This is a genomic window from Falsiroseomonas sp. (assembly GCF_041690465.1).
Lineage (GTDB): Bacteria > Pseudomonadota > Alphaproteobacteria > Acetobacterales > Acetobacteraceae > Falsiroseomonas.
Window position 1 is genome coordinate 47,291 of record NZ_JAWLHG010000012.1, and the last position, 25,731, is coordinate 73,021.

The window sequence follows — 25,731 nt, forward strand, 5'->3', positions numbered from 1 at the left end:
GGCCGCCGTGCGGAGGTGATGTGACCGCGCCACCCGCCGCCGCGCCCGGATGCTCCGAACGGCGCGCCGCGCAACCGAGGGGCGGGCAACCGGTCCCTGTTCATGGGAGACGGCGATGAGGAGACGCTGGGCCCTGCTCACCCGGCACGGCCGCGGCGGCGATACGCCGGTCGTGCCGAGGTGACCTGGAGGTGGTTGATCCGGCGCGGCCGAGCGCTATTCCAGCCCGCGGAGGAAGCTCGCGCGCGCGCCGGCGCCGGCCATGACGAAGGCATGGTCGGAGCCGCCGAGGATGAAGCGCGCGCCGAGCCGGATATACTCGGGCGCCACCTTCTCGTCATACACGCCGCCCATGCCCAGCACCTTGCCGTGCTGCGCGCAGGCCGCGCCGACCGCTTCATAGGCCCTGCGCACATCGGGATGGCCGACCTGGCCGGCGATGCCCATGGTGGCGGTGAGGTCGGACGTGCCGATCAGCAGCACGTCCACGCCCGGCACGGCCGCGATGGCCGCGGCATTGGCCACGGCTTCCGGCGTCTCGATCATGCAGGCGACGAGGATCTCGCGGTTCAGCTCCGCCTGCGCCTCGGCCGGGGCCACGGCGCCGAGGCCATAGGCGAAGGGCGGGCCTCCCCAGCTGCGCATGCCGGTCGGCGGGAAGCGGTAGGCCTGCACCACGGCGGCGGCTTCCGCGGCGGTGTCCACATGCGGCACGACGACGCCCATCGCGCCGTTGTCCAGGCAGCGCGTGCCTTCGAACAGCGCATCCTTGCAGACCCGCACGATCGGCGTGACGCCCTGGGTCAGCGCCGCAATGGAGATGCGGGTCGCGTCGTCCACGCTCATCGCGCCGTGTTCCATGTCGATGAACAGCCAGTCGAAGCCGCTGGCCGCCGCGATCATGCCGACCGCGCTGCCGCGGAGGTTGTGCACGCCGAAGCCGAGCGCGAGGCCGCCCTTGGCAAGACGCGCGCGGACGGGGTTGGGCATGATGGGCATTGCGGGTTTCCTCCGAAGGACGCGGAGCGCAGCATGCGGCCCCACACCGGTCAACCGTGCGGGGCGCATGACCCGGCTGCGCGGCGCTGCTAGCGTCGCCGCAATGAAGGAGATCGCCATGCGCGCGCGCCGCCTGCTGCCCGCCCTGTTGCTCGCCCTGCCGTTCGTCGCTTCCGCGCAGGATCTGCCGGTGCGCTCCGTCACCCTCTCCAACGCCGGGCTGGCGCAGCTGGAACGCGCGGGCACGCTGGCGCCCGATGCCGCCATCAGCTTCCGCGTCCCGCTCGAGGATGTGGACGATGTGCTGAAGAGCCTGATGGTGCGCGACCCCGGCGGCACGGTGGAAGCCGTGCGCCTGCCCGCCCAGGACCTGACGGCCGAGGCGTTCCGCGGCCTGCCGCTGCGGCCGGAGGATTTCGACTCGCGCATCGCCCTGCTGCGCGCGTTGCGCGGCCAGTCAGTGGAGGCGGGCGGCGCCAGCGGCCGGCTGATGGATGCGGAGGATGCCGCCGGCGGCGACGGCACCGCGGCGCTGCGCCTGACGCTCGTGACACCCGAGGGGCTGCGCAGCGTGACGCTGCGCGAGGATGCCGCCATCCGCCTCACCGATCCCGCTCTCGCCGCCCGCGTCCAGCGCGCCGCGGAGGCGCTGGCCGCTGCCAGCGCGGCGGATACGCGCAGCATCGAGATCCGCCTGTCCGGCGCGCAGGCGCCACGCAACGTCTCCGTCGGCTATGTCGCGGCGGCGCCGCTGTGGAAGCCATCCTGGCGCCTGGTGGTGCCGCCCGGGTCGGGCGAGGCGCGGCTGCAGGGCTGGGCGGTGGTGGAGAACCGCTCCGGCGCCGATTGGAACGCGGTGCGGCTCTCGCTGGTCTCCGGCAATCCGGCCGCCTTCGCGCAGGCGCTCTACGCGCCGATCCGGGTGCAGCGGCCGAACCTGCCGGTGCGCGTGGCGGAGAGCGTGCAGGTGCGCCCCGACACCGGTGCGATGCCGCCGCCGCCACGACCGAGCGCAGCCGCCTCGCGCGGCATCGCGCCGCCGCGCCCGGCACCCGCCGCCCCCGCCGGTGCCGCCGCGGAACAGGCGCTGTCGCGCTTCGTCGATGCCGTCGCCGCCCAGCCCCCCGCGCTGCCGGCCAGCGCCGCCGGCCGCGTCGCCTTCACCCTGCCCGCGCCGGTGACGGTGCGGAGCGGGGAGACGGCAAACCTGCCCTTCCTCGATGCACGCCTGCCGGCTGAGCGCGTGTGGTGGGTGCAGGACCTCGCCGCGCGCAACCCGCTCTCCGCCGTGCGGCTGCGCAACGCCACGGGGCACACGCTGCCGGATGGCCTGGCCACGGTCTATGGCGATGCCGGCGCCGAGGCCGGCGCCTATCTCGGCGATGCGGAGATCCGCGCCGTGGCGCCGGACGAGACACGGCTGATCGCCTTCGCGCGTGACCGCGACGTGCGCCTCTCCTCCGCCACCTCGTCCAGCGAGCAGCCGATCGCGGTGCAGACGCGCCGCGGCGTGGTGGGCCTGCGCGTGCTGCGGCGGGAGGAAGCGGCGCTGGCGCTCGACCCGCGCGCCGCCGCGAACGCCGGGCGCGATGCGCGGCTGGTGGTGGACCTGGCGCGCCGCCCGGGCTTCACGCCGCGCTTCGAGGTCGCCGCGGAAGGCGCGTTCGGCCTGCGGCACGAGGCGGTGCTGGCGGGCGGCGAGGTGACGCTGCGCTTCGCCTGGGAGCGGGAGGTGCTGACCGACCTCGCCGTCTGGGATGCCGGCCTCGGCAACCCGCTGCTGCTGCGCTGGCGCGACCTGGATGTCGAGGCGAGCCTGCGCCGCCTGCCCGGCGGCCCCGGCACGCTGGAGACGCTGCGCACGGTGCTCGAGCGGTTGCCGGCCGAGGCGCCGGGCCGCGCGCGGCTCGCAGCCGTCATCGACGGGCTTGCCGAGTTGCGGCGGCTGCTGGATGGCGCGCGCAGCACGATCCGCGCAGCTGACGTCGCCGAGGCCGCGCTCACCCGCGCCCGCGCCGCGGTGGAGGACCGCAGCGGCCCCGAGCGGGAGGAAGCGCGGCGCCGCCTGAACGCCGCGAGCATCGCCGCCGAACGCGCCGGCGGCGCGGCGGATGCGGCGTGGGAGCGCTGGGCCAAGAGCGCGCAGGACCTGCTCGTGCGGATGGAGTGAGCTACGCCTCGTCCACGGCGACGCCGACGATCAAGCGCTCCAGCGTCTCCAGCCGGTCGGCCTCCTCCGCCGGCTTGTCGCGACGGAGCCGCGCGATGCGGGGGAAGCGCAGCGCGACGCCGGATTTGTGGCGCGTGCTGCGCTGCGCCGCATCGAACTCCACTTCCAGCACCAGCGCCTTCTCCACCTCCCGCACCGGGCCGAAGCGGGCGGTGGTGTTGGCGCGGATCCAGCGGTCGAGCCAGAGCAGTTCCTGGTCCGTATAGCCGCTATAGGCCTTGCCGATCGGCACCAGCTCCGCGCCGCCATTCCCGTCCGGCCGCCAGAGGCCGAAGGTGTAGTCTGAGTAGAAGCTGCTGCGCTTGCCATGGCCGCGCTGCGCATACATCAGCACCGCATCCACGCTGAGCGGCGCGCGCTTCCACTTCCACCACAGCCCCTTCACGCGGCCGGCGACATAGGCGGCATCGGCGCGCTTCATCATCAGCCCCTCGATCGCCGCTTCCCGCGCGCCGGCGCGGATCTCCGCCAGCTCCTCCACGCTGCCGAAGCCGATCATCGCCGACAGGTCCATCCGCGCCGGGCGCGTGCGCGCAAACCAGGCTTCCAGCCGCGCGCGCCGCGCATCGAAGGGCAGCGCGCGCAGATCCTCGCCCGCTTCGAACAGGATGTCGTAGAGGCGGACCGCCGCCGGGTGCTGCGCCATCATGCGCGGCGTGACGATCTTGCGGTTCAGCCGCTGCTGCAGGTCGGCGAAGGGCGCGACGACATTGTCGCGCATCACCAGCAGCTCGCCATCCACCACGGCGTCGAAGTCCATCGCCGCGACGATCTCGGGGAAGCTGCCCGAGATGTCCTCCGCCCCGCGCGACCAGATTCGCCGTCCGCCGGTGGTTGCGGCGAGCTGCACGCGGATGCCGTCCCACTTCCACTCCGCCCGATGCGTCGCGGCGTCGAGCGTGGCGAGGTCCGGCTCCTCCAGCGGATGCGCCAGCATCAGCGGGCGGAACACCGGCGCGTCGCGCGGATCGGGCCGCGGCGCGCGGCCTTCCAGCCAGTCGAACAGCGCCAGGTAGGGCGGTTCCAGCCCGTGCCAGACCTCCTCGATCGCGTCGAGCTCCTGCGTGGACCACTCCGCCAGCGCGGTCTTCGCCAGCCGCGCGGAGACGCCGACGCGCAAGCCGCCGGTGACCAGCTTGATCAGCGCGAAGCGCCCATTGGCATCCAGCGCATCGAGCCATCCCGCGATCAGCGCGGGCAGTTCGGCCTTGGGCGTCGCCTCCATCGCCTCGACCACTTCGGCCAGCCCCGGCGGCGGCGTGTTGACGCCCTCACCTGTTTGCCCGGCCGATTCACGCTCCGCGCCGGCGGCGCTCCGCGATCGGACGGGAGCCGGCCAGATCAGCGCCACCGTCTCCGCGAAGTCGCCGACATAGTCGTGGCTGAGCGCCAGCAGCGTCGGGTCGGTGCGCGCCGCCACCAGGTCGCGCACCAGCGCCGGCTTGGCGGTGCCGAGCGAAAGCTCGCCGGTCAGCGCGGCGAGCCCGACGCCGCGGTCGGGGTCCGGCTGGGTCGCGAAATAGTGGCGCAGCAGGGCAAGCTTGGCGTTGCGCCCCGGCGTGAAGACCAGCCGTTCCAGCAGCGACGCGAAGGCGGGGATGCTCATGGCGCGGGGACGGCCTCGCTGGCGCCGGCCTCCTCATCCTCCTCGCCGCGGCCGACCAGGTGCAGCGCGCGGCCGCGCACGCCGCGGGCGGCCAGCGCGTGGATCAGCGCGTCCTCGCGGCCATGCGTCACCCAGATCTCGGGCGCGGCCACCTCCTCGGCGGTCTGCAGCAGCTCGTCCCAGTCGGCGTGGTCGGAGACGATCAGCGGCAGTTCCACGCCCTTGGCCTTCGCCCGCTGCCGCACCCGCATCCAGCCGGAGGCGGCGCAGACCACCGGCTCCGCCAGGCGCCGCACCCAGGGCGTCGCCTCGGCGCCGGAGGGGGCGAGCACGATCTCGCCCGCCAGCAGCCCGCCCCCGCCGCGCCTGGCCGGCGCCGGCACCGGCAGCAGCTCGCCGAGCTGCACGCCGAGCTCCTCGTAGAGCGCGGAGAGCGCCATCAGCCCGCCATGGAGGAAGATCGGCCGGTCCCATCCCGCCTCCCGCAGCAGCCGGATCAGCCGCTGGCACTTGCCGAGCGCATAGACGCCGACCAGGTGCGCGCGATCGGGAAACAGGCGCACGCTTTCCAGCAGGCGCGCCACCTCGGCCGCGGCGGGCGGGTGGTGGAACACCGGCAGGGCGAAGGTCGCCTCGGTGACGAAGACGTCGCAGGGCACGGGTTCGAAGGGGGCGCAGGTGGGGTCGCGCCGTCGCTTGTAGTCGCCCGAGACAACCACGCGGCTGCCGCGCCATTCCATCACCACCTGCGCCGAGCCCAGCACATGCCCCGCCGGCACCAGGCGGATGGCGACGCCGTTGCGGGTGACGGCCTCGCCTGGCGCCAGCGCCTGCTGCCGCGCCCCGGCGCGCCCCTCGCCGAGTCGCGCGCGCATGATGGCGAGCGTTTCGGCGGTGGCGAGCACGGCGCCGTGGTCGGGCCTCGCGTGGTCGGAATGGCCATGGGTGATCACCGCATGCGGCACCGCGCGGAGCGGGTCCACGAAGAAGTCGCCGGGCTCGCAGTAGAGACCCTGGGGGGTGACGCGGAGCCAGGTGGCGGGGTGGGGGGCGTGACCGTTCGGCATGGAGCGGAAATGGTGTTCGGACGCGGCCGTACCGAGAGTGTTTCGAGGGCCATCCGCTCGTGACAACCGCAGCGTGCTAGGCCATACACAGCCGTGCTACCGGGGCGCACCCTAGAGGCTTGAAACCGGTGCAGCCGCGCGGGCCGCTTCGTGCGGGAAGGCAACCGACGCGATTGAAAGGAACACGCTACAATGGCTCAGAAGCCGTCGCCTGCCGCAGCCCGCCAGGCGAAGCCGGTGGAAACCCCGGACGTGGCGCTCGCGCGCACGATCGGCCGGGCCCTCTGGGACCGCGAGTTCAAGGCGTCCAACCCCGATGCGACGCCGCAGGCCAAGCAGGCCGCCTGGAACGACGCCAAGCGCGACTACATCAAGACCGGCCGGCAGATCGCCAATCGGCTCAACAGGGCGGGCTTCACCTTCGACATAAAGAAGGCCTGACCTGCAATCCAGGCTAGCGGGAACCACGCTGCGAAAGGCATGGGTGTGCAGGAATCCCTAGCGTGACGCCGAGGGACGAGAATATCGGTCTTCTCGGGGAAAACCTCGATCGGCTCACGCAGCCGGGGAAATACTACATCCCCAAGTTCGAGTCCGTGCCGAGTGCCGTCGTGTGTCCGGCAAGCGGCGAGTACAGCCCACAGAACGAGTCCTTGAAGGCGCTGCATGGACCGCACGCTGGCGCGATGGGGAAGTACTCCGTCTACGATGGCGGCGTGTACGACGGCGCCGGCCGCATCGTGCCGGCCGCCATTCATCTCGGCGGTGGCCGGCGGCATCTGCCTGGCATTGATCCGCCTCCTGCCCCGGTCGAGTCTCTTGACGGTGCCTGGCTGTGGGGCGGCGTCCTGCAGCCGCATTTCGGCCATTTCCTAACCGAGAGCCTTGGCCGGCTCTGGGCTTGGCCTCGTGTCAACACCTTGCTCAAGGGCGTCGTCTGGCTGCTGCCGGGCGAAGTGCCGCCGCATAAGGTCGAACTCTACGCCGCCTTCGCGAGGAAGACCTTCATGGCAGACGTATTCGGCCTTCTCGGCATCGAGGGCACGCATCACGTCGTCACCGCCCCCATCGCCGTGCGGCGGCTGGTCGTGCCGAACCAGTTGATGATGAACCTGGGCGGCCGCGGCATCGCCGGTCACGCCGTCTTCCGCAACTTCGTGCGCCGCATGGCGGAGTCGGCCCCGCAGCAGGCGCCGGCCGAGCGGAAGCCGATCTACGTTTCTCGGGCCGGTATGGGCACCGCCGGGCGCTTCGTCCTCGAAGAGCAGATCGAAGCGGCCTTCTCCGCCGCCGGCTGGCGTGTCCTGCGGCCGGAGACGATGGGGATCGCCGAGCAGATCGCGACCTATGCAACCGCCGACCGGCTCATCTTCGCCGAAGGCTCCGCGCTGCATCTCTTCGCCATGGTCTCCCGGCCCGATCAGAAGGTAGCCGTCGTCTCACGCCGCACCCCGGCAAAAGTGAAGTTCCAGCAGCAGCTTCGGGCTTATGGCTTGCAGGACGTTCACACCATCGACGTGGTCACCGGAGCGGTGCTGCCGATGCGGCCGAACGCCGAAGGTGCGCTGATGCCGGCATACCGAAACGATACGGATGTACTGCTCGACAACTCCGCGCTGGAACGGGCACTCGTCGAGCATGGTTTTCTCGGCAAGGGTGAGCTCCGCCTCCCCGGCCCCGATCCGGTGATGGCTGCGGCCCAGGCAACCTGCGCGGCGCGCTCGGGCGAAGGGCCGCATCTGCCCTGGTGCGTGGTCGGGCGCGAGCAGCTTCAATCCGTGCCGCGCGGTCCGAACATCCGTGAGGAAAGGCTGGCCGAGACGCGTGCCCAGCAGCGCGCCGGTGCTGCCGTCGGATGACCAGTATTTCCCCTTTGGCGGGGCGAACGCCATCGAGATTGCCGCCTTCATCTCGGTCTAAAACGACCCTGTCTTCCTGGCCGCCCTGGTCACGCCAGGAATGCCTGCACTCCCCCGCCTGAGCCCGTCACTGCCGGAGCCGAACGACCCATGCCGATCGAGACTGTCCCCCCCTCGGCGCGCCCGCCGGCTGCCAGCGACGGCTTTTTCGCGCCGTTCCGCGGCGGGGTGCGCCACCTGCGCTTTCTTCCCCTGCTGGCGACCGCACGCGAGGCCCAGAGCTACTTCGAGATCGGCACATCCAAAGGCAACTCGGTCGCCGGCATTGACTGCGCCGCGGTCTGCGTGGACCCCTCCTTCCGGGTCGAGCAGAATGTCATCGGACGCAAGCCCTACCTGCTCGCCTTCCAAATGACGAGCGACGATTTCTTCGCGCAGTACCGTCTGTCGGATTTGCTTCCAAAGCCTGGCCGACTCGACCTCGCCTTCCTTGACGGCATGCACCACTTCGAGTTCCTGCTTCGTGACTTCATGAACGTCGAAAAATACTGCGATGAGCGCACCATCGTCTGCCTGCATGACTGCCTGCCGATCCACCCGCACGCCGCCCGCCGTCTCGACCGGCGCAAGGCGGTTCGCCAGGAGACAACGCGGCCGGTCGATCCCGAAGCCCGCGGCTGGACAGGCGACGTCTGGAAGGTGCTTCGCATCCTTCAGCAGTACCGCCCCGATTTGCGCATCACGGTCTTCGACTGCCCGCCGAGCAGCCTCGTGGTCATCACCCAGTGCGACGCCTCCAACCGCGTGCTGGAAGGTGCCTTTGACGAGGCCGTTGCGCGTTGGGACAAGGCGGATGAGCGACCCGGCTGGTTTGACGACCTGCATGACAGCGTGAGGCTGGTTTCCAGCCGGGCTAACATGGAGCCGAAAGCGATACGGGCCTTGCTCGGCCTCTGACCAGTGCTTTCCACGGGCTGCGCTACTGCACGGCGCGACCGCGTCCAATGCCGGAATCTTCCGCCGACTGGCTCACGGTGCGAGGCTGAACGGAGGGGCACCACAGCCAGGATGAACGTGCCTTGAGGATTGCCGCGTTTACCATGGTCTACAACGAGCCGGTGATGCTGCCGCTTTGGGCGCGTCACTACGGCCGGGAGTTCGGGGCGGAGAACCTGTTCTGCCTCGACCACGGTTCGGACGACGGCAGCACGGCGGGCGTGGTCGCCAACACCATCCGCCTGCCCCGCGGTGAATTCCATGAGGCGAAGCGCGCGGCCGCCATCAGCGCCTTCCACACCAGCCTGCTGAGCTACTATGACGCCGTCGTCTTTTCCGACAGCGACGAGTTCCTGGTCGCCGATCCCGCGCGCCACGCCGGCCTCGCCCCCTTCATCGCCGCGCGCTGCCAGCGCACCGTCACCGCCTTCGGCTTCAACGTCCTGCCGGTGATCGCGCGCGACCCGCCGATGGATTGGCACCGCCCCGTGCTGGCGCAGCGCCGCTTTGCATGTTTCGATCGCAAGTACTGCAAGACACTGATCTCGCGCGTGCCGCTCAACTGGACGCCGGGCTTCCACAATTGCGACGTGCCGCCGAACCGCGACCGCGACCTCTACATGTTCCACCTCAAATTCGCCGACGACGCCACCTTTCGGACCGCGCAGGAGAAGCGGATGTCCGTGCGATGGGCGGCGGAGTCCGTCGCCAAAAACCACGGCGGCCATTGGCGGCGCGACGCCGCTGTGGTCAGCCGCCGTGCCTTCCTCCGGGCCGATCCCGCACACGCCCCGCCGCTGGACGACCCGCGCCTCGTCGAGCGCGAATTCGCCCCGACGCCGGAGAAGCGCCCCCCCGGAGGGCTCTACACGATCCCGGAGCGCTTCCGGAACGCCCTCCCGGGCATCCGGCCCGGCGCCGACGAGCCGGGGCCGGCGCCTCAGGCCGGGGTCAGCCCCGCCGCGTAGTCCCGCACCGGCATGTGCTCGGCCATCGCGTCCAGCCGTGCCTCATAGGCCTCGCCGGTCAGCACGTCGGTCGCCCGCGACAGGATCGAGCGGAAATGCTGCTCCGGCCAGGTGTTGGAGCCGTGGAAGACGTAGCAGTAGAGCGAGGGGTCATCGACCAGCTTGATCCGGTGACTCTCCCGGATGGTCCTGACCAGCGCGGAATCCTCCGCCCGCGACGCCACCGGGTAGGGCGGAAGCACCTCCCGACGGGCGAGCATCGAGCCTTCCCACACCCGCCGGCCTGCCAGCGCCAGCGTGGCCCGATTCGGCCACCAGAGCGTCCAGCGATGAAGGAACACCGCATCCGCCCGCGCGCGCGCCAGTTCCTCGAGCATCGCCTCGATCCGTCGCGGGTGGTACAGGTCGTCGTCGTCCCACTGGCAGATGAGTTCCCCCCGCGCCTCGGCGATGGAGAGGTTCCGCAGCGTGCCGAGGTCCGCCGGCGCAGCTTCGATGAAGCGCAGCAGCGGGGAGGCGAGGCCGGCGATGTAGCGCTTCAGCTCCGCGGCCTCGCGGTCGCAGACCACGACCAGCTCGCGGTCGGCGTGGGTCTGCCGCAGGAAGCAATCCACGGCGAGGCGCGTCGGGAACAGGTTCCCCTTGGTCACCATCACGCAGGAGACGGTCGGCATGCTGGCTGGTTGCTCCCTTCCTGCCGCTCAGGCCCGCGGCGGGCGGCCGGTGTTCCGTGCAACGGGGCCACGCGCGCCTTGCGCCACGCGCGGCCGCATCGCAAAACCCGCCCGGACCATCGAGCGCCCGCAGCGGAGGCCGAGTGCATGCAGATAAACCACCCCAACCTGCTTGGCTATCACGGGGAGGGCTTCTCCCGGGTCCAGGGCTGGTGCTCGGACAAGCTGTTCGCCGTGATCGACATGCTCGCCTCCTGCCGCATCAACAAGGCGGGCGGGGTCGCGGAGATCGGCATCCATCACGGCAAGCTGTTCCTGCTGCTGAACCAGTTGACCGGCGCCGAGGACTCGTCCTTCGCCATCGATCTCTTCGAACACCAGACCCTGAACATCGACAAGTCCGGTCGGGGCAACCTGGCGATCTTCCAGGAGAACCTGAGGAAATACGACGCACATCAGGGCCGCAACGTCCGGATCATCGCCGGCGATTCCACCGACCCCGCCCTGGACCTGGTCGCGACGATCGGCCGCGGGACGCTGCGCTTCTTCTCCGTCGATGGCGGGCACACCGTGCAGCACCTGCTGAACGACCTGGCCATCGCGCAGCAGACCATAACGAATGAAGGCGTCGTCATCGTGGACGACATGTTCCACTTCGAATGGCCGGGCGTCACCGAAGGCGTCGTCCGCTACATGCAGTCCTTCCCGACGCTCGTTCCCGTCGCGATGGGGCACAACAAGCTCTACATGTGCAAGATGTCGTACCACGGCTTCTACCTGTCGCTATTCGAGCGGTGCCCGCTCGCGGTCCGGCGGGTCAGCTTCTGCGGATGGAGCGTGATCGCCCTCTCGCATGACCGGCCCGCGGGCTGATGGCCGTGCTCGCCGTGGCTGGCAAAGGGACCATGCGCCGGAACCCGGAGGCGGCCGCTTGACCACATTCTCGATCCACGTCGGCGCCCACAAGACCGCGACGACATACCTGCAAAGCCGTCTGCAGCAAGGCTCCGCCCATCTTCGGACGCAGAACATCCTGTTCGAGCCGATGCCGAAATTCCGAGCCAGGTTCACGCGTCACCTGTGGCGCGCCTTCCGGAAGGTGCCGGAGGCGCCGACGCCGCAGGACCTGCAGGCGGCGTTCGGCTTCTACCTGCGCCAGGCGGAAGGCCACTTCGTCGCATCCGACGAGAACCTGGTCGGCACCTGCAATCTCAGCGGCCGCGTCTATGCGGACAGCAAGGCCCGCTTCGAATTCCTGAAAGCCTGCCTGCCGGGATCGCCGGATGTGGTGGTGCTGACCGTGCGGGAATACGCTGGCTGGCTTGCCTCCTACTACTCGGAGTCCATCCGGTGGCAGCCCTTCGTGAGCTTCGACACCTACAAGCGCCGCCTGAAGCTGGACGACGGATTATGGGTGCGTGTCGTCGAGGCGCTGGTTGAGACGTTCGGCGCCGGGACCGTGAAGGTCATGCGCTACGAGACGCTGCAGGACCGCCTTCCCGCATTGCTGTCCACCCTGTGCGGCGCCCCGATCGACGAGACGAAGCTTCCCGAATCCGACGACCGGCGCGAAGGCCTCTCCGCGGCAGCAATCGAGGCGGTGGGCAAGATCGCCGACCTGTCCGATGCGCACATCGCAAGCTCGGCAATCGATGCGGCGATGAAGCGGTTTCCGCGCTCGCCGGAGTTCCCCGCCTTCGCGCCCTGGTCTGCGGAGGAAATCCACAGGCTGAAGGCGCTCTACGCCGACCACATGTCGGACATCGGGCGTCGTCATCCCGGCATCTTCATCTGACCCGGCACCCCGGCGAGACGGAGCCGCCAGGGAGCGTGTTGCGCGGCACCAGAACCGCGCTAGCTTGAAGCCATGGGAACAATCCCGGAACCCTTCGCCGCCTGGTTCGCCGCCCGCGGCTGGGCGCCGCGGGCGCACCAGCTCGCGCTGCTCCGGGCGGCGCAACGCGGCGAGAGCGCGCTGCTCATCGCGCCCACCGGCGGCGGCAAGACGCTCGCCGGCTTCCTGCCGAGCCTCGCCGACCTGCACGCCAACCCGCGGGACGGCCTGCACACGCTCTACATCTCGCCGCTCAAGGCGCTGGCGGTGGATATCGCGCGCAACCTCACCACCCCCGTCGCCGAGATGGGCCTGCCCATCCGCATCGAGACCCGCACCGGCGACACGCCGGCCAACCGCCGCGCCCGCCAGCGCACCACACCCCCGCACCTGCTGCTGACCACGCCGGAATCCCTCGCCCTGCTGCTGACCCTGCCGGATGCGCCGGCGCTGTTCGGCGGGCTGCATGCGATCGTTGTGGATGAGATCCACGCGCTCGCCGGCACCAAGCGCGGCGACCAGCTGGCGCTCGGTCTGGCGCGGCTGGCGGGGCTGGCGCCGGCGGCGCGGCGCGTCGGCCTCTCGGCCACCGTCGCCCACCCCGATCCGCTGCGCGCCTTCCTCTCCCCCACCGCGCGGCCCGGGGATGTGCGCCTGGTGCTCGGCGCCGGGGGGGCGGAGCCGACGCTCGACATGCTGCTGCCGGAAGGCCGCCTGCCCTGGGGCGGGCATATGGGCCTGGCCTCGATGCCGGAGGTCTATCGCCGCATCCGCGAGGCCGCGGTCACCATCGTCTTCGTCAACACCCGCGCCCAGGCGGAGCTCTGCTTCCAGGCGCTGTGGAAGATCAACGACGACAACCTGCCGATCGGCCTGCATCACGGCAGCCTCACCGTCGAGCAGCGGCGCAAGGTGGAAGCGGCGATGGCCGAGGGCCGCCTGCGCGCAGTGGTCGCCACCGCCTCGCTCGACCTCGGCATAGACTGGGGCGCGGTGGACCAGGTGGTGCAGGTCGGCGCGCCGAAGGGTGTCTCCCGCCTGCTGCAGCGCATCGGGCGGGCCAACCACCGGCTGGACGAGCCCTCGCGCGCCGTGCTGGTGCCGGCCAACCGCTTCGAGGTGATCGAGTGCACCGCCGCGCGCCAGGCGATCGCGGCGCGGGAGCTGGATGGCGATCCGCCGCGGCCGGGCGGGCTCGACGTGCTGTGCCAGCACATCCTCGCCTGCGCCGTCGCCGGGCCGTTCCTGCCGGAGGAGCTCTATGCCGAGGTGATCCGCGCCGCGCCCTATGCCGCGCTGTCGCGGCAGGATTTCGACGACGCGCTGCGCTTCGTCGAGGATGGCGGCTATGCGCTGCGCAGCTATGACCGCTTCCGCCGCCTGTTCCGCGACGCCGAGGGGCGAATGCATGTGAAATCCGCCGCGGTGGCGCGGCAGTTGCGGATGAACCTCGGCACCATCGTGGAGACGCCGCTGCTGAAGGTGCGGCTGCGCGGCGGCCCCGTGCTGGGGGAGGTGGAGGAGTGGTTCATCTCCACCCTGGTGCCCGGCGACTGCTTCATCTTCGCCGGCCAGCTGCTGCGCTTCGAAGGGCTGGACGCGCTGGCCGCCATCGTCTCGCGCGGCGGCGAGGGCGAGCCGCGCGTGCCCGCCTATGCCGGCAGCCGCATGCCGCTGACCACCTATCTCGCGGCGCGGGTGCGCGCGATCCTGGCCGATCCGAAGGCGTGGAAGGCGCTGCCGGCGCCGGTGCAGGAATGGCTGCGCCTGCAACGCCACGCCTCGCAGCTGCCGCCGAAGGACGGGCTGCTGGTCGAGACCTTCCCGCGCGGCGGCAAGTGGTTCCTCGTCGCCTATTGCTTCGAGGGACGGCTGGCGCACCAGACGCTGGGGATGCTGGTGACGAAGCGGATGGAACGGCTCGGCATGGGCCCGCTCGGCTACCTCGCCACCGATTATGTGCTGGCGGCGTGGAGCGCCTTCGAGCCGACCGGCGTGGCGCGGCTGTTCGAGGAGGACATCCTCGGCGAGGAGTTGGAGGAGTGGATCGCCGAGAGCTCCATGCTCCGCCGCAGCTTCCGCAACATCGCGACGATCGCCGGGCTGATCGAGAAGAACCATCCGGGGCAGGAGAAGTCGGGCCGCCAGATGACGATGAACGCCGACCTGATCTACGACGTGCTGCGCAAGCATGAGCCCGACCACATCCTGCTGCGCGCGACCAGGCGGGAGGCGGCGACGGGCCTGACCGACGTGGCGCGCATCAGCCTGCTGCTGGCGCGCGCACGCGCCGGCGGGATCGTGCATCGTGCGCTGGACCGCGTCTCGCCGCTCGCCGTGCCGGCGCTGATCGAGGAAGGCCGCGAATGGGTCGCCGGCGGCGCCGAGGATGCGCTGCTCGCCGAGGCCGCGGCGATGGTCGAGGAGGTCACCGGCGGCGCCGAGCTGTTCGCCGAGACGCTCGCCGAGGTGACGGACGGCATCGCCCCGCGCGGTGATCGCGACCGCCCGCGCCGCCCCCGCGACAAGCCGCGCGAGGGCGGCGGCCGCTACAACCGGTTCGTGCGCCACGCGCCGAAAGGACTGACCACCAGCCGATGATCGCCGCGCCCATCCACCTCGCCGGCGAGCGCCTGATGCTCGACCCCGGCGGCTATGTCGTCTGGCCGGCCGAGCGCCTGCTGGCCGTCGCCGATCTGCACCTGGAGAAGGGCAGCGCCTTCGCCGCGCGCGGCCGCGGGCTGCTGCCGCCCTACGACACCAGGGAGACGCTGGAGCGCCTCGCGCTGGCGCTCCGGCGCTGGAAGCCGGCGCGGCTGGTGTTGCTTGGCGACAGCTTCCACGATGCGGCGGGCAGCGCGCGCCTGCCGCAGGGCGAGGCCGCGATGCTGGCGCGGCTGCTGGCCGGGATCGAGGTGGTCTGGGTGCTCGGCAACCACGATCCGGTCGCGCCCGCGGGGCTGCCGGGCGTGGCGGTGGAGGAATGGCGGCTGGGGCCGCTCGGCTTCCGCCACGTCGCCAGGCCCGGCGCGGGCGGCGGGCTCTCCGGCCATTTCCACCCCAAGGCGACGATGCAGACGCGTGCCGGCGGCGTGACGCGGCCCTGCTTCCTGGCCGATGCTAAACGCCTGCTGCTCCCCGCCTTCGGCGCCTACACCGGCGGGCTCGACATCCGCGACCCGGCGATCGCGGCGCTGTTCCCGCGCGGCGGGCGCGCCTTCCTGCGGGGTGGGGACCGGCTGTTCAGCTTCCCGACCGGCCCCCTGCGCGCATCCGTCCCGCGCCGGGAAGTGGCTACGGGAACAGCACCTGGCTGATCGGGTAGATCACGCCGTTGCTGGCCTGGATCGGCCCACCGACCACCTGCGCCGGTGCCGCCGAGACATTCGCGCCCGCAGCGCCGAAGCTGCCCAGCTGCTGCGCCGGCGCCGGATTGCGCAGCGTCATGCTCGCGCCGCTGCCGGAAACCAGGATGTCGCTGCCATTCACCGTGGTCAGCCGCCGCTCGCCGCTTCCCATCTGGTCCGGGCCGATGGCGCCGGGCACGATGTGGTAGTTGATCAGCGCCATCACCCGCCGCCGCTCCACTTCATTGGTGTTCTGCGGGCTGCCCTGGCTCTGGCCGAGCAGGTCCTGCAACAGCCCGGCGGGCGCGCCGCTGAACGCCTGGTCCACCGGCGCGAAGACGGTCATCGGCGCCGCCTGGCGGAAGGTCTCCACCGCGCCGGCGCGGGTGATGATGTCGAGGAAGCGCGAGAAGCGGGTATCGCCGGCCATGGTGTCCGCCAGCGTGCGGGTCGCCTGGGCACGCGGGAGCCCTGGCATGGCAAGGGTGCCGGCGGCCACCCCGCCAAGCGCGAGGAAGCCGCGTCGCAGCATCGGTGTCATTTCGAATAGTCCTTTCGTTGGCATCGGGCCTGTGGCGGCCCGCCGCTGCGTCACCGCGCGGTCGGGCTTCAAACGTGGCTTCCCCGAACGGGTTCGCGTGCGGCATCGGATGTTCGCGCAGCGGCGGCGGCGCCCTACATTGGGGCGATGACCGCACCCGTCCTGATCTGGTTCCGCCACGATCTGCGCCTGGCCGACCATGCCGCCCTGCATGCCGCGCTCGCCGGCGGGGGGAAGGTGCTGCCGCTCTTCGTGCTGGACGACGCGGCCGCCGGCGAGGCGCGCTACGGCGCGGCCGGGAGGTGGTGGCTGCGGCAGAGCCTCGCCGCGCTCGCCGAAAGCCTGGCTGCGCGCGGTGCCCCGCTGCTGCTGGCGCGCGGCCGGGCGGAGACGATCATCCCGGCGCTGGCCGCCGCCATCGGCGCGCCGGAGGTGCATGCCGGCCGCGCGATCGAACCCTGGGCGCGCGAGCAGTCGCGCCGCGTGGCCGAGGCGCTCGGCGATGCCGGCGGCGCGCTGCGGCTGCACACCACCGTGGTGCTGCGGGAGCCGCATGGCTTCGGCTCGGGGAGCGGCAAGCCCTATGCGGTCTACACGCCCTTCGCGAAGGCGATGCTCGCCGCCGGCGAGCCTGAGCCACCGCTGCCCGCGCCGGAGCGGATTCCCGGCGTGGAGCCGCCCGCCGGCGGCGAGACGCTGGACAGCTTCGGCCTCTATCCGGTGCCGGGCGAGCCGGACTGGGCCGCGGCCTTCCCGGCGCAGTGGCAACCCGGCGAGGCGGGCGCGCAGGCCCGGCTGGCGCGCTTTTTCGCCACCTCGATGGGCGCCTATGCGGAGGCGCGGAACCTGCCGGGGGTCGAGGGCTCCTCCGGGCTCTCGCCGCATCACCGCTGGGGTGAGATCTCGCCGCGGCAGGTCTGGCACGCGGTGCGCGGCGCAGCGCAGGGGCCGGGCGCCGAGACCTTCCTGAAGGAGGTGCTGTGGCGCGAATTCGCCTACCACCTGCTGTGGCACCGGCCGGAGATGCCGGAGCGCAACCTGCGGCGCGAATTCGATGCCTTTCCCTGGCAGCGCGACGAGGCGCTGCTGCGCGCCTGGCAGCGCGGGCGCACCGGCTACCCGATCGTGGATGCCGGCATGCGCCAGCTCTGGCAGCTGGGCTGGATGCACAACCGGGTGCGGATGGTGGCCGCCAGCCTGCTGGTGAAGCACCTGCTGCAGCCCTGGCAGGCGGGCGCGGCGTGGTTCTGGGACACGCTGGTGGATGCCGACCTCGCCTCCAACAGCGCGTCCTGGCAATGGGTGGCCGGCTGCGGCACCGACGCGGCGCCCTATTTCCGCGTGTTCAACCCGGTGCTGCAGGGCGAGAAGTTCGACGCCGATGGCGCCTATGTGCGCCGCTTCGTGCCGGAACTGGCGAAGCTGCCGGCGGCCTTCATCCACAAGCCATGGGAGGCGCCGGAGGCACGGCTCGCCGCCGCCGGCCTGCGGCTCGGCCGCGACTATCCGCGCCCGGTGGTGGACCCCGCCGCCGGCCGCGCCTGCGCGCTGGCCGCCTTCGCCGCGCTGAAGCAGCCGGGCGCGACAGGCGAGGCCGCGTGAGCTCGGCGCCGGCGGACAGTCACCTGCAGGGTCACCTGCCCTGGGGCCACCGCTGGCGCGGCTTCGCCGGGCTGCGCGTGGTGGCCGACGTGCATGGCGACGCCGCGGCCTTCATCGCCGCCATCGAGGGGGCGCTGGCGGAGGAGATGTTCGTCCTCCAGCTCGGCGACCTCACCGACTACGGGCCGGACAGCCCGGAGGTGCTGCGCCGGATGTTCGCGCTGATGGATGCCGGGCAGGGCCTGTTCCTGCTCGGCAACCACGACCACAAGCTGCGCCGCGCGCTGACCGGCATCCCGGTGCGGGTGCAGCCGGAAGGGCTCGGCCGCACGCTGGCGCAGCTGGAGGCGGCACCGGACGGGCCGGCGCTGCGCGCGCGCGCCATCGCCGAAATCGCCCGTGCCCCGGCCTGGATCCGCGATGGCGGGCGCCTGTTCGTCCATGGCGGCTTCCATCCCGGCATGCTGCACGCGCTGCCACCGCCCGATGCCGGCGAGGGCAAGGCAACCGGGCTGGTCACCCGCGCCATCTACGGCCAGGTCACCGGCCGGATGCGCGCCGATGGCTATCCGGACCGCGTGCATGACTGGGTGGACCGCATCCCGCGCGATATGCTGGTGGTCTGCGGCCATGACCGGCGCTCCACCGACGGCCGGCCCTATGTGGCGGAGGGGCTGCTGGGCGGGCGTTGCGTGTTCCTCGATTGCGGCGCCGGCAAGGGCGGGCATCTCGCCTGGCTCGACATGCCCGCCTGGGCGTGACCCGTGACATGATTGACAAAGATCATGATCCCGTCGGTCCGATTGCGGCAGGCTCGCCCGCGGCGCATCCCGCGCCGGGAGAAGAGCCCAGATGCCCGATGACGGGACCCCCATCGCCGCCGCTGCCGTCGACGAGCCGACGCCGGAGGCCGCGCGCAGCATCGCCGGCGCCGCCGCCGAGCTAGTACGCCCGCCCCGCCGTGCCGCGATGCGCCACGATCCGGACACCGTCCGCCACGCCTTCGAGAGCGGCGAGTATCCCTACGCGACGCGGCTGACCGAAAAGGAGTACCTCCAGCGCGTGAAGCCGCTGCAGGTGGAGCTGTTGAAGGCGCAGGCCTGGGTGAAGGACGCCGGCGAGCGGATCGTCATCCTGTTCGAGGGCCGCGACGCCGCCGGGAAGGGCGGCACCATCAAGCGCTTCATGGAGCACCTGAACCCACGCGGAGCGCGCGTCGTGGCACTGGAGAAGCCATCCGACCGCGAGCGCAGCCAGTGGTATTTCCAGCGCTACATCGAGCACCTGCCGGCTGGCGGCGAGATCGTGTTCTTCGACCGCTCCTGGTACAACCGCGCCGGCGTTGAGCGCGTGATGGGCTTCTGCTCGCCGGCCGAATACCTGGAGTTCATGCGCCAGGCACCGGATCTCGAGCGGATGCTGGCGCGTGCCGGCATCCGGCTGTTCAAGTTCTGGTTCAGCGTGACCCGCGACGAGCAGCTGCGCCGGTTCGAGGCACGCGAGACCGACCCGCTGAAGCAGTGGAAGCTCTCACCGATCGACAAGGCGAGCCTCGATAAATGGGATGACTACACCGAGGCGAAGGAGGCGATGTTCTTCTACACCGACACCGCCGATGCGCCCTGGACGATCGTGAAGTCGGACGACAAGCGCCGCGCCCGGCTAGAGGCGATGCGCCACTTCCTCAGCACCCTGCCCCATCCCGGCAAGGACCAGGCGGTGGTGCATGCACCTGATCCGCTGATCGTCGGCGGCGCGGCGCATGTGATCGGCCGGAGCGCGCACATCCTCGGCGCCGCGCTGCACCCGGAACAGCGGCGCACGCGGGGATAGCCCGCGGGCGCCCGCGCGTGCGCACCGAAGGCGGGCACGCCCATCAGGCGCCCGTGCCGTCGCCGTAGATCAGGCGCACCCGCTCGTCGAGACCCATCCGGTCCCAGGCGGTGGCGATCTCCGTGCGCAGCATCGGCGCGCGCCCGGCCTGCAGGCGCCGGGCAACGCGCTCCTGCTGCGCCCCGCTGAGCGCCGACCAGAAGCGCGTCAGCCAGGGATTGCTGCGCAGCAGCGCCGTGGTGCGCAGCGCCGGATCGGCCGAAGCCGCCTCGGTCGCGGCCGGCGGCGCCTCGCGCCCGGTCGCGGGAACAGGCTCGGCCGGCGGCAGGCTGGGCAGCGGTTCGGCGAGGATCGCCGGATCGGTCGCCGGATCGGGCGGCGGCAGCGCGGGCGCCGGCTGCGGCGGCAGGGAGGGCAGCGGCGGAGCGGGCGCCATCGGCGGGAAGCGGTCCGGCTCGAACAGCCGGTCCAGCACGTCCACCCGGCGCATCGCCTCGTCCACCTCGCGCACCGCCTCGCAGCCCGTCAACGCGAACAGCAGCGCCGCCGCCAGCCCGGCTGCACGGATGCGGCGGAGCGTTTCGGCTGCGCGCGGTCGGTTCGGGTTCCCTGTCATGCACGGTGGTAACGGCCTGGTGTCCGCCGGGATGCGCCGGTGGCGCGGGGTTGATCGCCGCTGGCCCGGATTTCTCACCAGACCGCGCGAACATCGCGCCGGGATCGGTGGTGACTGGCATTCCGCGGCGCGCAGCCAAGACAGGTTGTCTTGGTGAGCACCGCGGAATGCCAGTCACCACCGAGACCAAGCGAGGGCGCGCGTGGATGGTGAGAAAGACGGGCTAGACCAGGCTCGGCTGGTGCGGCGGCGCCACGGGCGCGCCCTGCTCCAGCGCTGCCAGGAAGTGGCCGGCCTGCGCCCGCATCGCCTGCACCTTCGCCGGACCCATGCGCGCCAGGGTGCGCAGCGGCATCGCCATCCGCGGATTGCGCGCCAGCCGCTCCGCATGGCGGGCGATGAAGTCCCAGTACAGGAAGTTGAAGGGGCAGGCGCGCGCCCCGGTCGCCGCCTTCACGTCGAAGGCGCAGCCGCGGCAATGGTCCGACATGCGGTTGATGTAGGCGCCCGACGCCGCATAGGGCTTGGAGGCCATCACGCCGCCATCGGCGAACAGCGCCATGCCATGGGTGTTGGGCAGTTCCACCCATTCATAGGCATCCGCGTACACCACCATGTACCACTCATTCACCTGCGCCGGATCGAGCCCGGCGAGCAGCGCGAAGTTCCCGGTCACCATCAGCCGCTGGATGTGATGGGCGTAGGCGAGGTCGCGCGTCTGCCCGATCGCCGCGCGCAGGCAGGCCATCTCCGTCTCGCCCGACCAGTAGAACCAGGGCAGCGGGCGCGTCGCCGCCAGGGCGTTGGTCTCTCGGTAGGCTGGCATGCGCAGCCAGTAGAGGCCGCGCACATATTCCCGCCAGCCGAGGATCTGCCGGATGAAGCCCTCCGCGGCGTTGAGCGGCGCATCGCCCGCGCGGTACGCCCGCTCGGCGGCCGTGCAGGCGGCGCGCGGATCGAGGATGCCGACATTCAGCGCGGCGGCGATCAGCGCATGGAACAGCGTCGGCTCGCCGTCCGCCATCGCGTCCTGGAAGCGGCCGAACTCCGGCAGCCGGTGGCGGATGAAGTCGTCGAGCGCCGCCTGCGCATCCTCGGCCGTCACCGGCCAGGCAAAGGCATCGAGCGTGCCGAAATGCCCGGGGAACTCGCGCGCGACCAGCGCCATCACCTCGCGCGTGACCGCATCGGGTGGGAAGCGCCGCGGCTGCGGCGGGCGGCGGTCGCGCGGCAGCGCCTCCCGGTTGTCCTGGTCGAAGTTCCACTTCCCGCCATCGGGCTGGTCGGGCGCCTGCATCAGAAGGCCGGTGGCGCGGCGCATCTCGCGATAGAAGAACTCCATCCGCAGCTGCTTGCGCGTGCCGGCCCAGGCGCGGAAGCGATCGAGCGAGCAGAGGAAGCGCGTATCCTCGCGGATCTCGACCGGGATGCCGGTGGCCTGCTGCCAGCCCTGCATGTCCTGCAGCACGCGCCACTCGCCGGGATGGGTGCAGATGATGCGCGCCGGCTTCAGCCGCGCCGCCGCGCGCAGCACCTCCCCGGCGAGGGTCTGCACGTTCGCCGGATCGTCGAGCATCACATACGCCACCCGCACGCCGCGCTCGCGCAGCCGCGCCGCGAAGTGGCGCATGGCGGAGAGCACCAGCACGATCTTCTGCTTGTGGTGGCGGACATAGGTGCATTCCGCGCGCACCTCCGCCATCAGCACCACGTCGCGCGCGGGATCCAGCCCCTCCAGCGCCGACAGCGCGTCGGAACACTGGTCGCCGAGGACGATGCGGAGTGTCGTCACGCTCTCGCGTAGGTCACGGCGCTGCCATCGTCGCCGGTGGTGGCAAAGCCGATCCAGTTGCCCGCCGCGTCGTAGAGCACCTCCGCGCCCTCGCCGCCGATCACCTTGATCCGCTGCACGCCGCCTTCGGCGCGGCGCTCCAGCCTTGGCGCCACCGGCAGCCCTTCCCGCACGTCGAACAGCGGCACGTCGCGGCGCAGCGTGGCCGCGCGCCACCAGGTCAGCGGCGCCGCGTCCGCAGGGATCAGCGCCTCGCCGGCGGTGCCGCGCAGGCGGATGCCCGCCGCTTCCGCCATCGCCCGGCACCCGCCGACCCGGCCGTTGCGGTCGCTGCGGCTTTCGAGTGCAGCCAGCCTGTCACCGCGCCAGGCTTCCTCGGTGTCCTGGTTGAAGCGGAAGACGGTGAAGCCCATCAGCTTCACCTCGATCCGCATCTCGCTGCGCGCGCGCAGCAGGTCGCCATCCTCGCGGAAGCGCACGGTGTGGGTGCCGACATCCCGCCCCTCCCGCCGGATGCGGAAAGCGATGTCGGTGGGCGCCGCGCGGGCGCGGTCTCCGAACAGCGGGACCAGCGCGAAGCCGAGCAGAAGGCGGCGGAACATCATGCGGTCATCCCTTGCCGGCGAGCGCACCTCGCCCGCCATCCACGCCGAGCACCTGGCCGGTGATCCAGCCCGCCGCGTCGGAGAGCAGGAAATCCGCGGCCGCCGCGGCATCCGCCGCCTCGCCGAGGCGCGGGATCGGATGCTGCTTCGCGATCGCCTCGGCCATCTGGGGGCTTCGCGTCAAGGGCTCGGCGAGTTGCGTCCTCGTCAGGCTCGGCGCCACCACGTTGACCCGCACATGCGGCGCGAGCTCCGCCGCCAGCGAGACCGCAAGCCCCTCCACCGCCGCCTTGGCCGCGCCGATCGCGGCGTGGTTGGCGAAGCCGCGCCGCGCGGCGACGGAGGAGAACAGCACCACGCTGCCTCTTCCGGCCACCAGAGCCGGCAGCGCCGCCTGCACCGCAAGCGCCGGCGCCAGCGCGTTCAGCCGGAAGGTCTCGGCGAAATCCGCCTCCGTCAGGCGCGCCAGCGGCTTCAGGAGGATGGAGCCGATGCAGAAGGCCAGCCCCGCCAGCCGCGAGCCTGCCGCCGCCACCGCCGCGCGCAACGCCGCCGGGTCGGTGACATCCGCCGCGTGCCAGCCAGCGCCGAGCTCGATGCCGAGTGCCGCCAGCCGCGCCTCGTCACGCGCCACCAGGAAGGGCGTCGCGCCGCGGGCGGCGAGGCGGCGCGCGAGCGCCCCGCCGATCCCGCCCGTCGCGCCGAACACGATCACCTGCTCCGCCATCCGCATCCCGTTCCCTTCAAGCTGCGGTCAGATGGGGCGCGCCGCCGGAGCGGAAACCCCGCCCAACGTCTCGGTTTGGCCGCCGGCGCCGTTTCCTGGTGCGGCGGTCAAGGCCGAACCGAGACACGACCAGACCTCGGCCGAGGCAGACAGCCGCGCCGAGCCGTGCTTAGGATGCCCGGCCATGCGACAGTTGCTGCTGCTGCGGCACGCCAAATCCTCCTGGGACGACCCGCGCCTGCCTGATCATGCGCGCCCCCTGAACGCGCGCGGGCGGCGCAGTGCGCTCGCTATGGGCGATGCGATGCGCGAGCTCGGCCTGGCGCCCGATGTGGTGCTGGTCTCCTCCGCGCGGCGCACGCTGCAGACGCTGGAAGCCCTGGCGCCGATCGAGGGCTCGCCGCTGGTCGAGCCGATGGACGCGCTCTACCTCGCCCCCTGGCAGAACCTGCTGGAGGTGCTGCGGGGCGTCCGCGAGACGGCGCGGAGCGTGCTGCTGATCGGCCACAATCCCGGCCTGCACGAACTCGCCATGGCGCTCGCCGGGCCGGGCGGCATGGCCGGTGGCGGGCGGATGGCCGAGCGGCTGGCACACGGCTACCCGACCGGGGCGCTCACCGAATTCTCGGTGGCTCTGCCTTGGCGCCTGCTGGAGCCGGGCGGCGGGCGGCTGCTGCGCTTCCTGCCCCCTGCAGACCTGCCCGCCGCCGAAGCCGGCGACCCGACGGAGGCCTCCGCCTGACCGACGTGCCTGCCCCCGCCCCCCCGTCCGAAACCCGGGCGGCAGCGCCCGAGACCACCCGACTGACGCTGGAGGCGGCGCTGCCGCCCGAGGCTGCGGAGGCGTTGTTCCGCGCCGGGCCGCTGGCGGGCCTGCGCGCCGGGCGCAGCCGCGGCAGCCCGTTCGGCGTCAGCTGGCTCGACACCGCCGATGGCGCGCTGGCCGAGGAGGGCCTGGCGCTGGAGCAGCCGCGCCGTGGCCCGCGCCGCCTGCTGCGCACCCTGCCCGCCCGCAGCACCCTCTGGCGCCCCGGCGCACCGCCCGAGACGCTCGGCACCCTGGCCGCCGGCGAAGCGCCGCCCGAGGCCGGCAAGTCGCCGCTGCTGCCGGTGGCGGGCTTCGCCGGCACCGCCACGCGCCTCGCCCTGGCGGGCGGGTTGGAGGCGCTGCTGCTGAAGGGCAGGCTGCGCGCAGTGACGGACGAGGCGCCGATCGCGCGCCTCACCCTCGCCGGCCCCGCCGCGGCGGTGCTGGAGGCGATGCGGGACCTCGCCGCCGAACTCCCGGCGCTGCCGCCGCGCGCCGCCCTGGCCGAGGAGGGCCGCGCCCTGGCGCGGGCCGAGGCTCCGCGGCCGCGCCGGCTCGGCCCGCCGCTGCTCGACCCGCAGCTCGGGGTGGAGGATGCGCTGGTGCTGGCGCTCGGGCACCTGACGGAGGTGATGCTCTGGCACGCCCCGGCCGCGCGCGCCGGGACCACGCCCGAAGGCGTCCACCAGATGCGGGTGGCGATCCGGCGGATGCGCTCGCTGCTCAAGGTGTTCCGCCCCGCCTGCGACGGCGCCGCGTTGCGTGGCTTCGACGCCAGGCTGAAGGGCTTGGCCGGGCTGCTCGGCCCGGCGCGGGATTGGGATGTCTGGCTCGGCGGGCTCGGCGCCGAGATCGCCGAGGCGCTGCCGGAGGAGCCGCGCATCGCCGCGCTGCTCCGCGCCGCCCGCGGCATGCGGGAGGCCGCCTATGCGGCGCTCCGCCCGGCGCTCGAAGGGCCGGAGCTGCGCGCGATCGCCTGGGACGCCCTCGCCCTTTCCGAGACACGGCCGTGGCGCGCCGAGGAGGACGAGGTGGCGGCGGAGCGGCGGGCCGGCACGCTGCCCGACTTCGCGGCCTGGGTGCTCGACAAGCGCTGGCGGCGGATCGAGGCGGCGGGGACGGACATCGCCGCCCTGCCGGACGCCGAGTTCCACGCGCTGCGGATCGAGGCGAAGCGGATGCGCTATGCCGCCGAGCTGTTCGCCCCGCTCTGGGGCCGCAAGCGCGCCCGCCGCTTCCTGGCGCGGCTGGCGGAGGTGCAGGACGCCTTCGGCCTGGCGAATGACGCGGTGGTGGCGCATGGCCTGATGACGGCACTGGCCAGCCGCGGCGATGGTGGCCTCGCCTGGGCGAGCGGCGTGGCGGAAGGCTGGGCGCTGGCGCGGGCCCGCCGGGCGCGCGGCAAGGCGAGGCGCGCCTGGGAAGAGCTGCTGGCAGGAGGAATCTACTGGAATCAAAGCTGAAGAAGAATGCTTTGGTGTCATTCTTCAGGCTGTGATTCCTCTTTTGGTTGAAAATGTAGTTGCATACGAATCCCGGCTCGGGTTAGGCGTGAGGCGTCTCCGCCGCCCTCACCCGCCGCTGTCCAAGGTCCCGTGCAGTCACCCCGCCGCATCTTCCGGCCCGC

23 protein-coding genes are annotated in these 25,731 nt (G+C 72.1%); 14 read left to right on the plus strand and 9 right to left on the minus strand.

The annotated features are described in order from the left end of the window. Positions 1-216: 216 nt before the first annotated feature. Complete coding sequence (locus ACESM1_RS13805; protein ID WP_372620934.1) at positions 217-999, minus strand: HpcH/HpaI aldolase family protein; 783 nt, start codon at positions 997-999, stop codon at positions 217-219. 118 nt (positions 1,000-1,117) lie between these two features. On the opposite strand from ACESM1_RS13805, the gene ACESM1_RS13810 reads away from it, so the two are divergent. Further along, the gene (locus ACESM1_RS13810; RefSeq protein ID WP_372620936.1) at positions 1,118-3,169 is read left to right on the plus strand and encodes a DUF4139 domain-containing protein; all 2,052 of its coding nucleotides are present in this window, start codon (positions 1,118-1,120) and stop codon (positions 3,167-3,169) included. A 1-nt stretch (position 3,170) separates the two neighbouring features. Here the strand turns inward: ACESM1_RS13810 and ACESM1_RS13815 are convergent, their stop codons facing one another. Beyond that, positions 3,171-4,835 carry a cisplatin damage response ATP-dependent DNA ligase gene (locus ACESM1_RS13815; protein ID WP_372620938.1) on the minus strand — a complete coding sequence of 555 codons (1,665 nt, stop codon included), beginning with the start codon at positions 4,833-4,835 and terminating at the stop codon, positions 3,171-3,173. After that, complete coding sequence (locus tag ACESM1_RS13820) at positions 4,832-5,902, minus strand: ligase-associated DNA damage response exonuclease (RefSeq protein ID WP_372620940.1); 1,071 nt, start codon at positions 5,900-5,902, stop codon at positions 4,832-4,834. The genes ACESM1_RS13815 and ACESM1_RS13820 overlap by 4 nt, the downstream gene beginning before the upstream one ends. Before the next feature lie 192 nt (positions 5,903-6,094). Here ACESM1_RS13820 and ACESM1_RS13825 point away from each other — a divergent pair, with 192 nt between their 5' ends. From ACESM1_RS13825 to ACESM1_RS13840, 4 genes are all read left to right on the plus strand, one after another. Then, complete coding sequence (locus tag ACESM1_RS13825; protein ID WP_372620942.1) at positions 6,095-6,343, plus strand: hypothetical protein; 249 nt, start codon at positions 6,095-6,097, stop codon at positions 6,341-6,343. A gap of 62 nt (positions 6,344-6,405) precedes the next feature. Beyond that, the gene (locus ACESM1_RS13830) at positions 6,406-7,761 is read left to right on the plus strand and encodes a glycosyltransferase family 61 protein (protein WP_372620943.1); all 1,356 of its coding nucleotides are present in this window, start codon (positions 6,406-6,408) and stop codon (positions 7,759-7,761) included. A 150-nt stretch (positions 7,762-7,911) separates the two neighbouring features. After that, on the plus strand, positions 7,912-8,718 hold the full coding sequence (locus ACESM1_RS13835) for a class I SAM-dependent methyltransferase (RefSeq protein WP_372620945.1): 807 nt from the start codon (positions 7,912-7,914) through the stop codon (positions 8,716-8,718). 122 nt (positions 8,719-8,840) lie between these two features. Continuing rightward, entirely contained in the window at positions 8,841-9,725 is an 885-nt protein-coding gene (locus ACESM1_RS13840; protein ID WP_372620947.1) for a glycosyltransferase family 2 protein, read from the plus strand. Here the strand turns inward: ACESM1_RS13840 and ACESM1_RS13845 are convergent. Continuing rightward, positions 9,698-10,399 carry a glycosyltransferase family 2 protein gene (locus ACESM1_RS13845; protein ID WP_372620948.1) on the minus strand — a complete coding sequence of 234 codons (702 nt, stop codon included), beginning with the start codon at positions 10,397-10,399 and terminating at the stop codon, positions 9,698-9,700. The genes ACESM1_RS13840 and ACESM1_RS13845 overlap by 28 nt on opposite strands. A 78-nt stretch (positions 10,400-10,477) precedes the next feature. On the opposite strand from ACESM1_RS13845, the gene ACESM1_RS13850 reads away from it, so the two are divergent. From ACESM1_RS13850 to pdeM, 4 genes are all read left to right on the plus strand, one after another. Next, positions 10,478-11,272 carry a class I SAM-dependent methyltransferase gene (locus ACESM1_RS13850; RefSeq protein ID WP_372620949.1) on the plus strand — a complete coding sequence of 265 codons (795 nt, stop codon included), beginning with the start codon at positions 10,478-10,480 and terminating at the stop codon, positions 11,270-11,272. Further along, positions 11,253-12,194 carry a hypothetical protein gene (locus tag ACESM1_RS13855; protein ID WP_372620951.1) on the plus strand — a complete coding sequence of 314 codons (942 nt, stop codon included), beginning with the start codon at positions 11,253-11,255 and terminating at the stop codon, positions 12,192-12,194. The genes ACESM1_RS13850 and ACESM1_RS13855 overlap by 20 nt, the downstream gene beginning before the upstream one ends. Positions 12,195-12,266: 72 nt before the next feature. Beyond that, positions 12,267-14,834 (plus strand): ligase-associated DNA damage response DEXH box helicase, encoded by a 2,568-nt coding sequence (locus ACESM1_RS13860; protein ID WP_372620952.1) that lies wholly within the window; start codon positions 12,267-12,269, stop codon positions 14,832-14,834. Further along, a complete protein-coding gene (gene pdeM / locus ACESM1_RS13865) occupies positions 14,831-15,550 on the plus strand; it encodes a ligase-associated DNA damage response endonuclease PdeM (RefSeq protein WP_372620954.1) in 720 nt (239 codons plus the stop codon). Before ACESM1_RS13860 ends, pdeM begins: the two co-directional genes overlap by 4 nt. Here pdeM and ACESM1_RS13870 read toward each other — a convergent pair. Continuing rightward, positions 15,528-16,121 carry a fasciclin domain-containing protein gene (locus ACESM1_RS13870; protein ID WP_372620956.1) on the minus strand — a complete coding sequence of 198 codons (594 nt, stop codon included), beginning with the start codon at positions 16,119-16,121 and terminating at the stop codon, positions 15,528-15,530. The genes pdeM and ACESM1_RS13870 overlap by 23 nt on opposite strands. Before the next feature lie 147 nt (positions 16,122-16,268). Here ACESM1_RS13870 and ACESM1_RS13875 point away from each other — a divergent pair, with 147 nt between their 5' ends. The 3 genes from ACESM1_RS13875 to ppk2 all read left to right on the plus strand — a co-directional run bounded on the left by ACESM1_RS13875 (position 16,269) and on the right by ppk2 (position 19,556). After that, positions 16,269-17,723 (plus strand): cryptochrome/photolyase family protein, encoded by a 1,455-nt coding sequence (locus ACESM1_RS13875; RefSeq protein ID WP_372620958.1) that lies wholly within the window; start codon positions 16,269-16,271, stop codon positions 17,721-17,723. Continuing rightward, the gene (locus tag ACESM1_RS13880) at positions 17,720-18,484 is read left to right on the plus strand and encodes a metallophosphoesterase (protein ID WP_372620960.1); all 765 of its coding nucleotides are present in this window, start codon (positions 17,720-17,722) and stop codon (positions 18,482-18,484) included. The genes ACESM1_RS13875 and ACESM1_RS13880 overlap by 4 nt, the downstream gene beginning before the upstream one ends. 91 nt (positions 18,485-18,575) lie before the next feature. Continuing rightward, on the plus strand, positions 18,576-19,556 hold the full coding sequence (gene ppk2, locus ACESM1_RS13885; protein WP_372620961.1) for a polyphosphate kinase 2: 981 nt from the start codon (positions 18,576-18,578) through the stop codon (positions 19,554-19,556). Between the two features lie 43 nt (positions 19,557-19,599). Here the strand turns inward: ppk2 and ACESM1_RS13890 are convergent, their stop codons facing one another. From ACESM1_RS13890 to ACESM1_RS13905, 4 genes are all read right to left on the minus strand, one after another. Further along, on the minus strand, positions 19,600-20,172 hold the full coding sequence (locus tag ACESM1_RS13890) for a hypothetical protein (RefSeq protein WP_372620962.1): 573 nt from the start codon (positions 20,170-20,172) through the stop codon (positions 19,600-19,602). A 223-nt stretch (positions 20,173-20,395) separates the two neighbouring features. Beyond that, the gene (locus ACESM1_RS13895) at positions 20,396-21,964 is read right to left on the minus strand and encodes a cryptochrome/photolyase family protein (RefSeq protein WP_372620963.1); all 1,569 of its coding nucleotides are present in this window, start codon (positions 21,962-21,964) and stop codon (positions 20,396-20,398) included. Next, positions 21,961-22,569, minus strand: a complete 609-nt coding sequence (locus ACESM1_RS13900; protein ID WP_372620965.1) for a DUF6134 family protein — start codon at positions 22,567-22,569, stop codon at positions 21,961-21,963. Before ACESM1_RS13900 ends, ACESM1_RS13895 begins: the two co-directional genes overlap by 4 nt. Before the next feature lie 4 nt (positions 22,570-22,573). Beyond that, complete coding sequence (locus ACESM1_RS13905; RefSeq protein WP_372620967.1) at positions 22,574-23,296, minus strand: SDR family NAD(P)-dependent oxidoreductase; 723 nt, start codon at positions 23,294-23,296, stop codon at positions 22,574-22,576. 184 nt (positions 23,297-23,480) lie between these two features. On the opposite strand from ACESM1_RS13905, the gene ACESM1_RS13910 reads away from it, so the two are divergent. Beyond that, positions 23,481-24,038, plus strand: coding sequence for a SixA phosphatase family protein (locus tag ACESM1_RS13910; RefSeq protein WP_372620969.1), 558 nt, complete (start codon positions 23,481-23,483; stop codon positions 24,036-24,038). A gap of 5 nt (positions 24,039-24,043) precedes the next feature. Next, positions 24,044-25,567, plus strand: coding sequence for a CHAD domain-containing protein (locus tag ACESM1_RS13915; protein WP_372620970.1), 1,524 nt, complete (start codon positions 24,044-24,046; stop codon positions 25,565-25,567). The last annotated feature ends 164 nt before the right edge of the window (positions 25,568-25,731 follow it).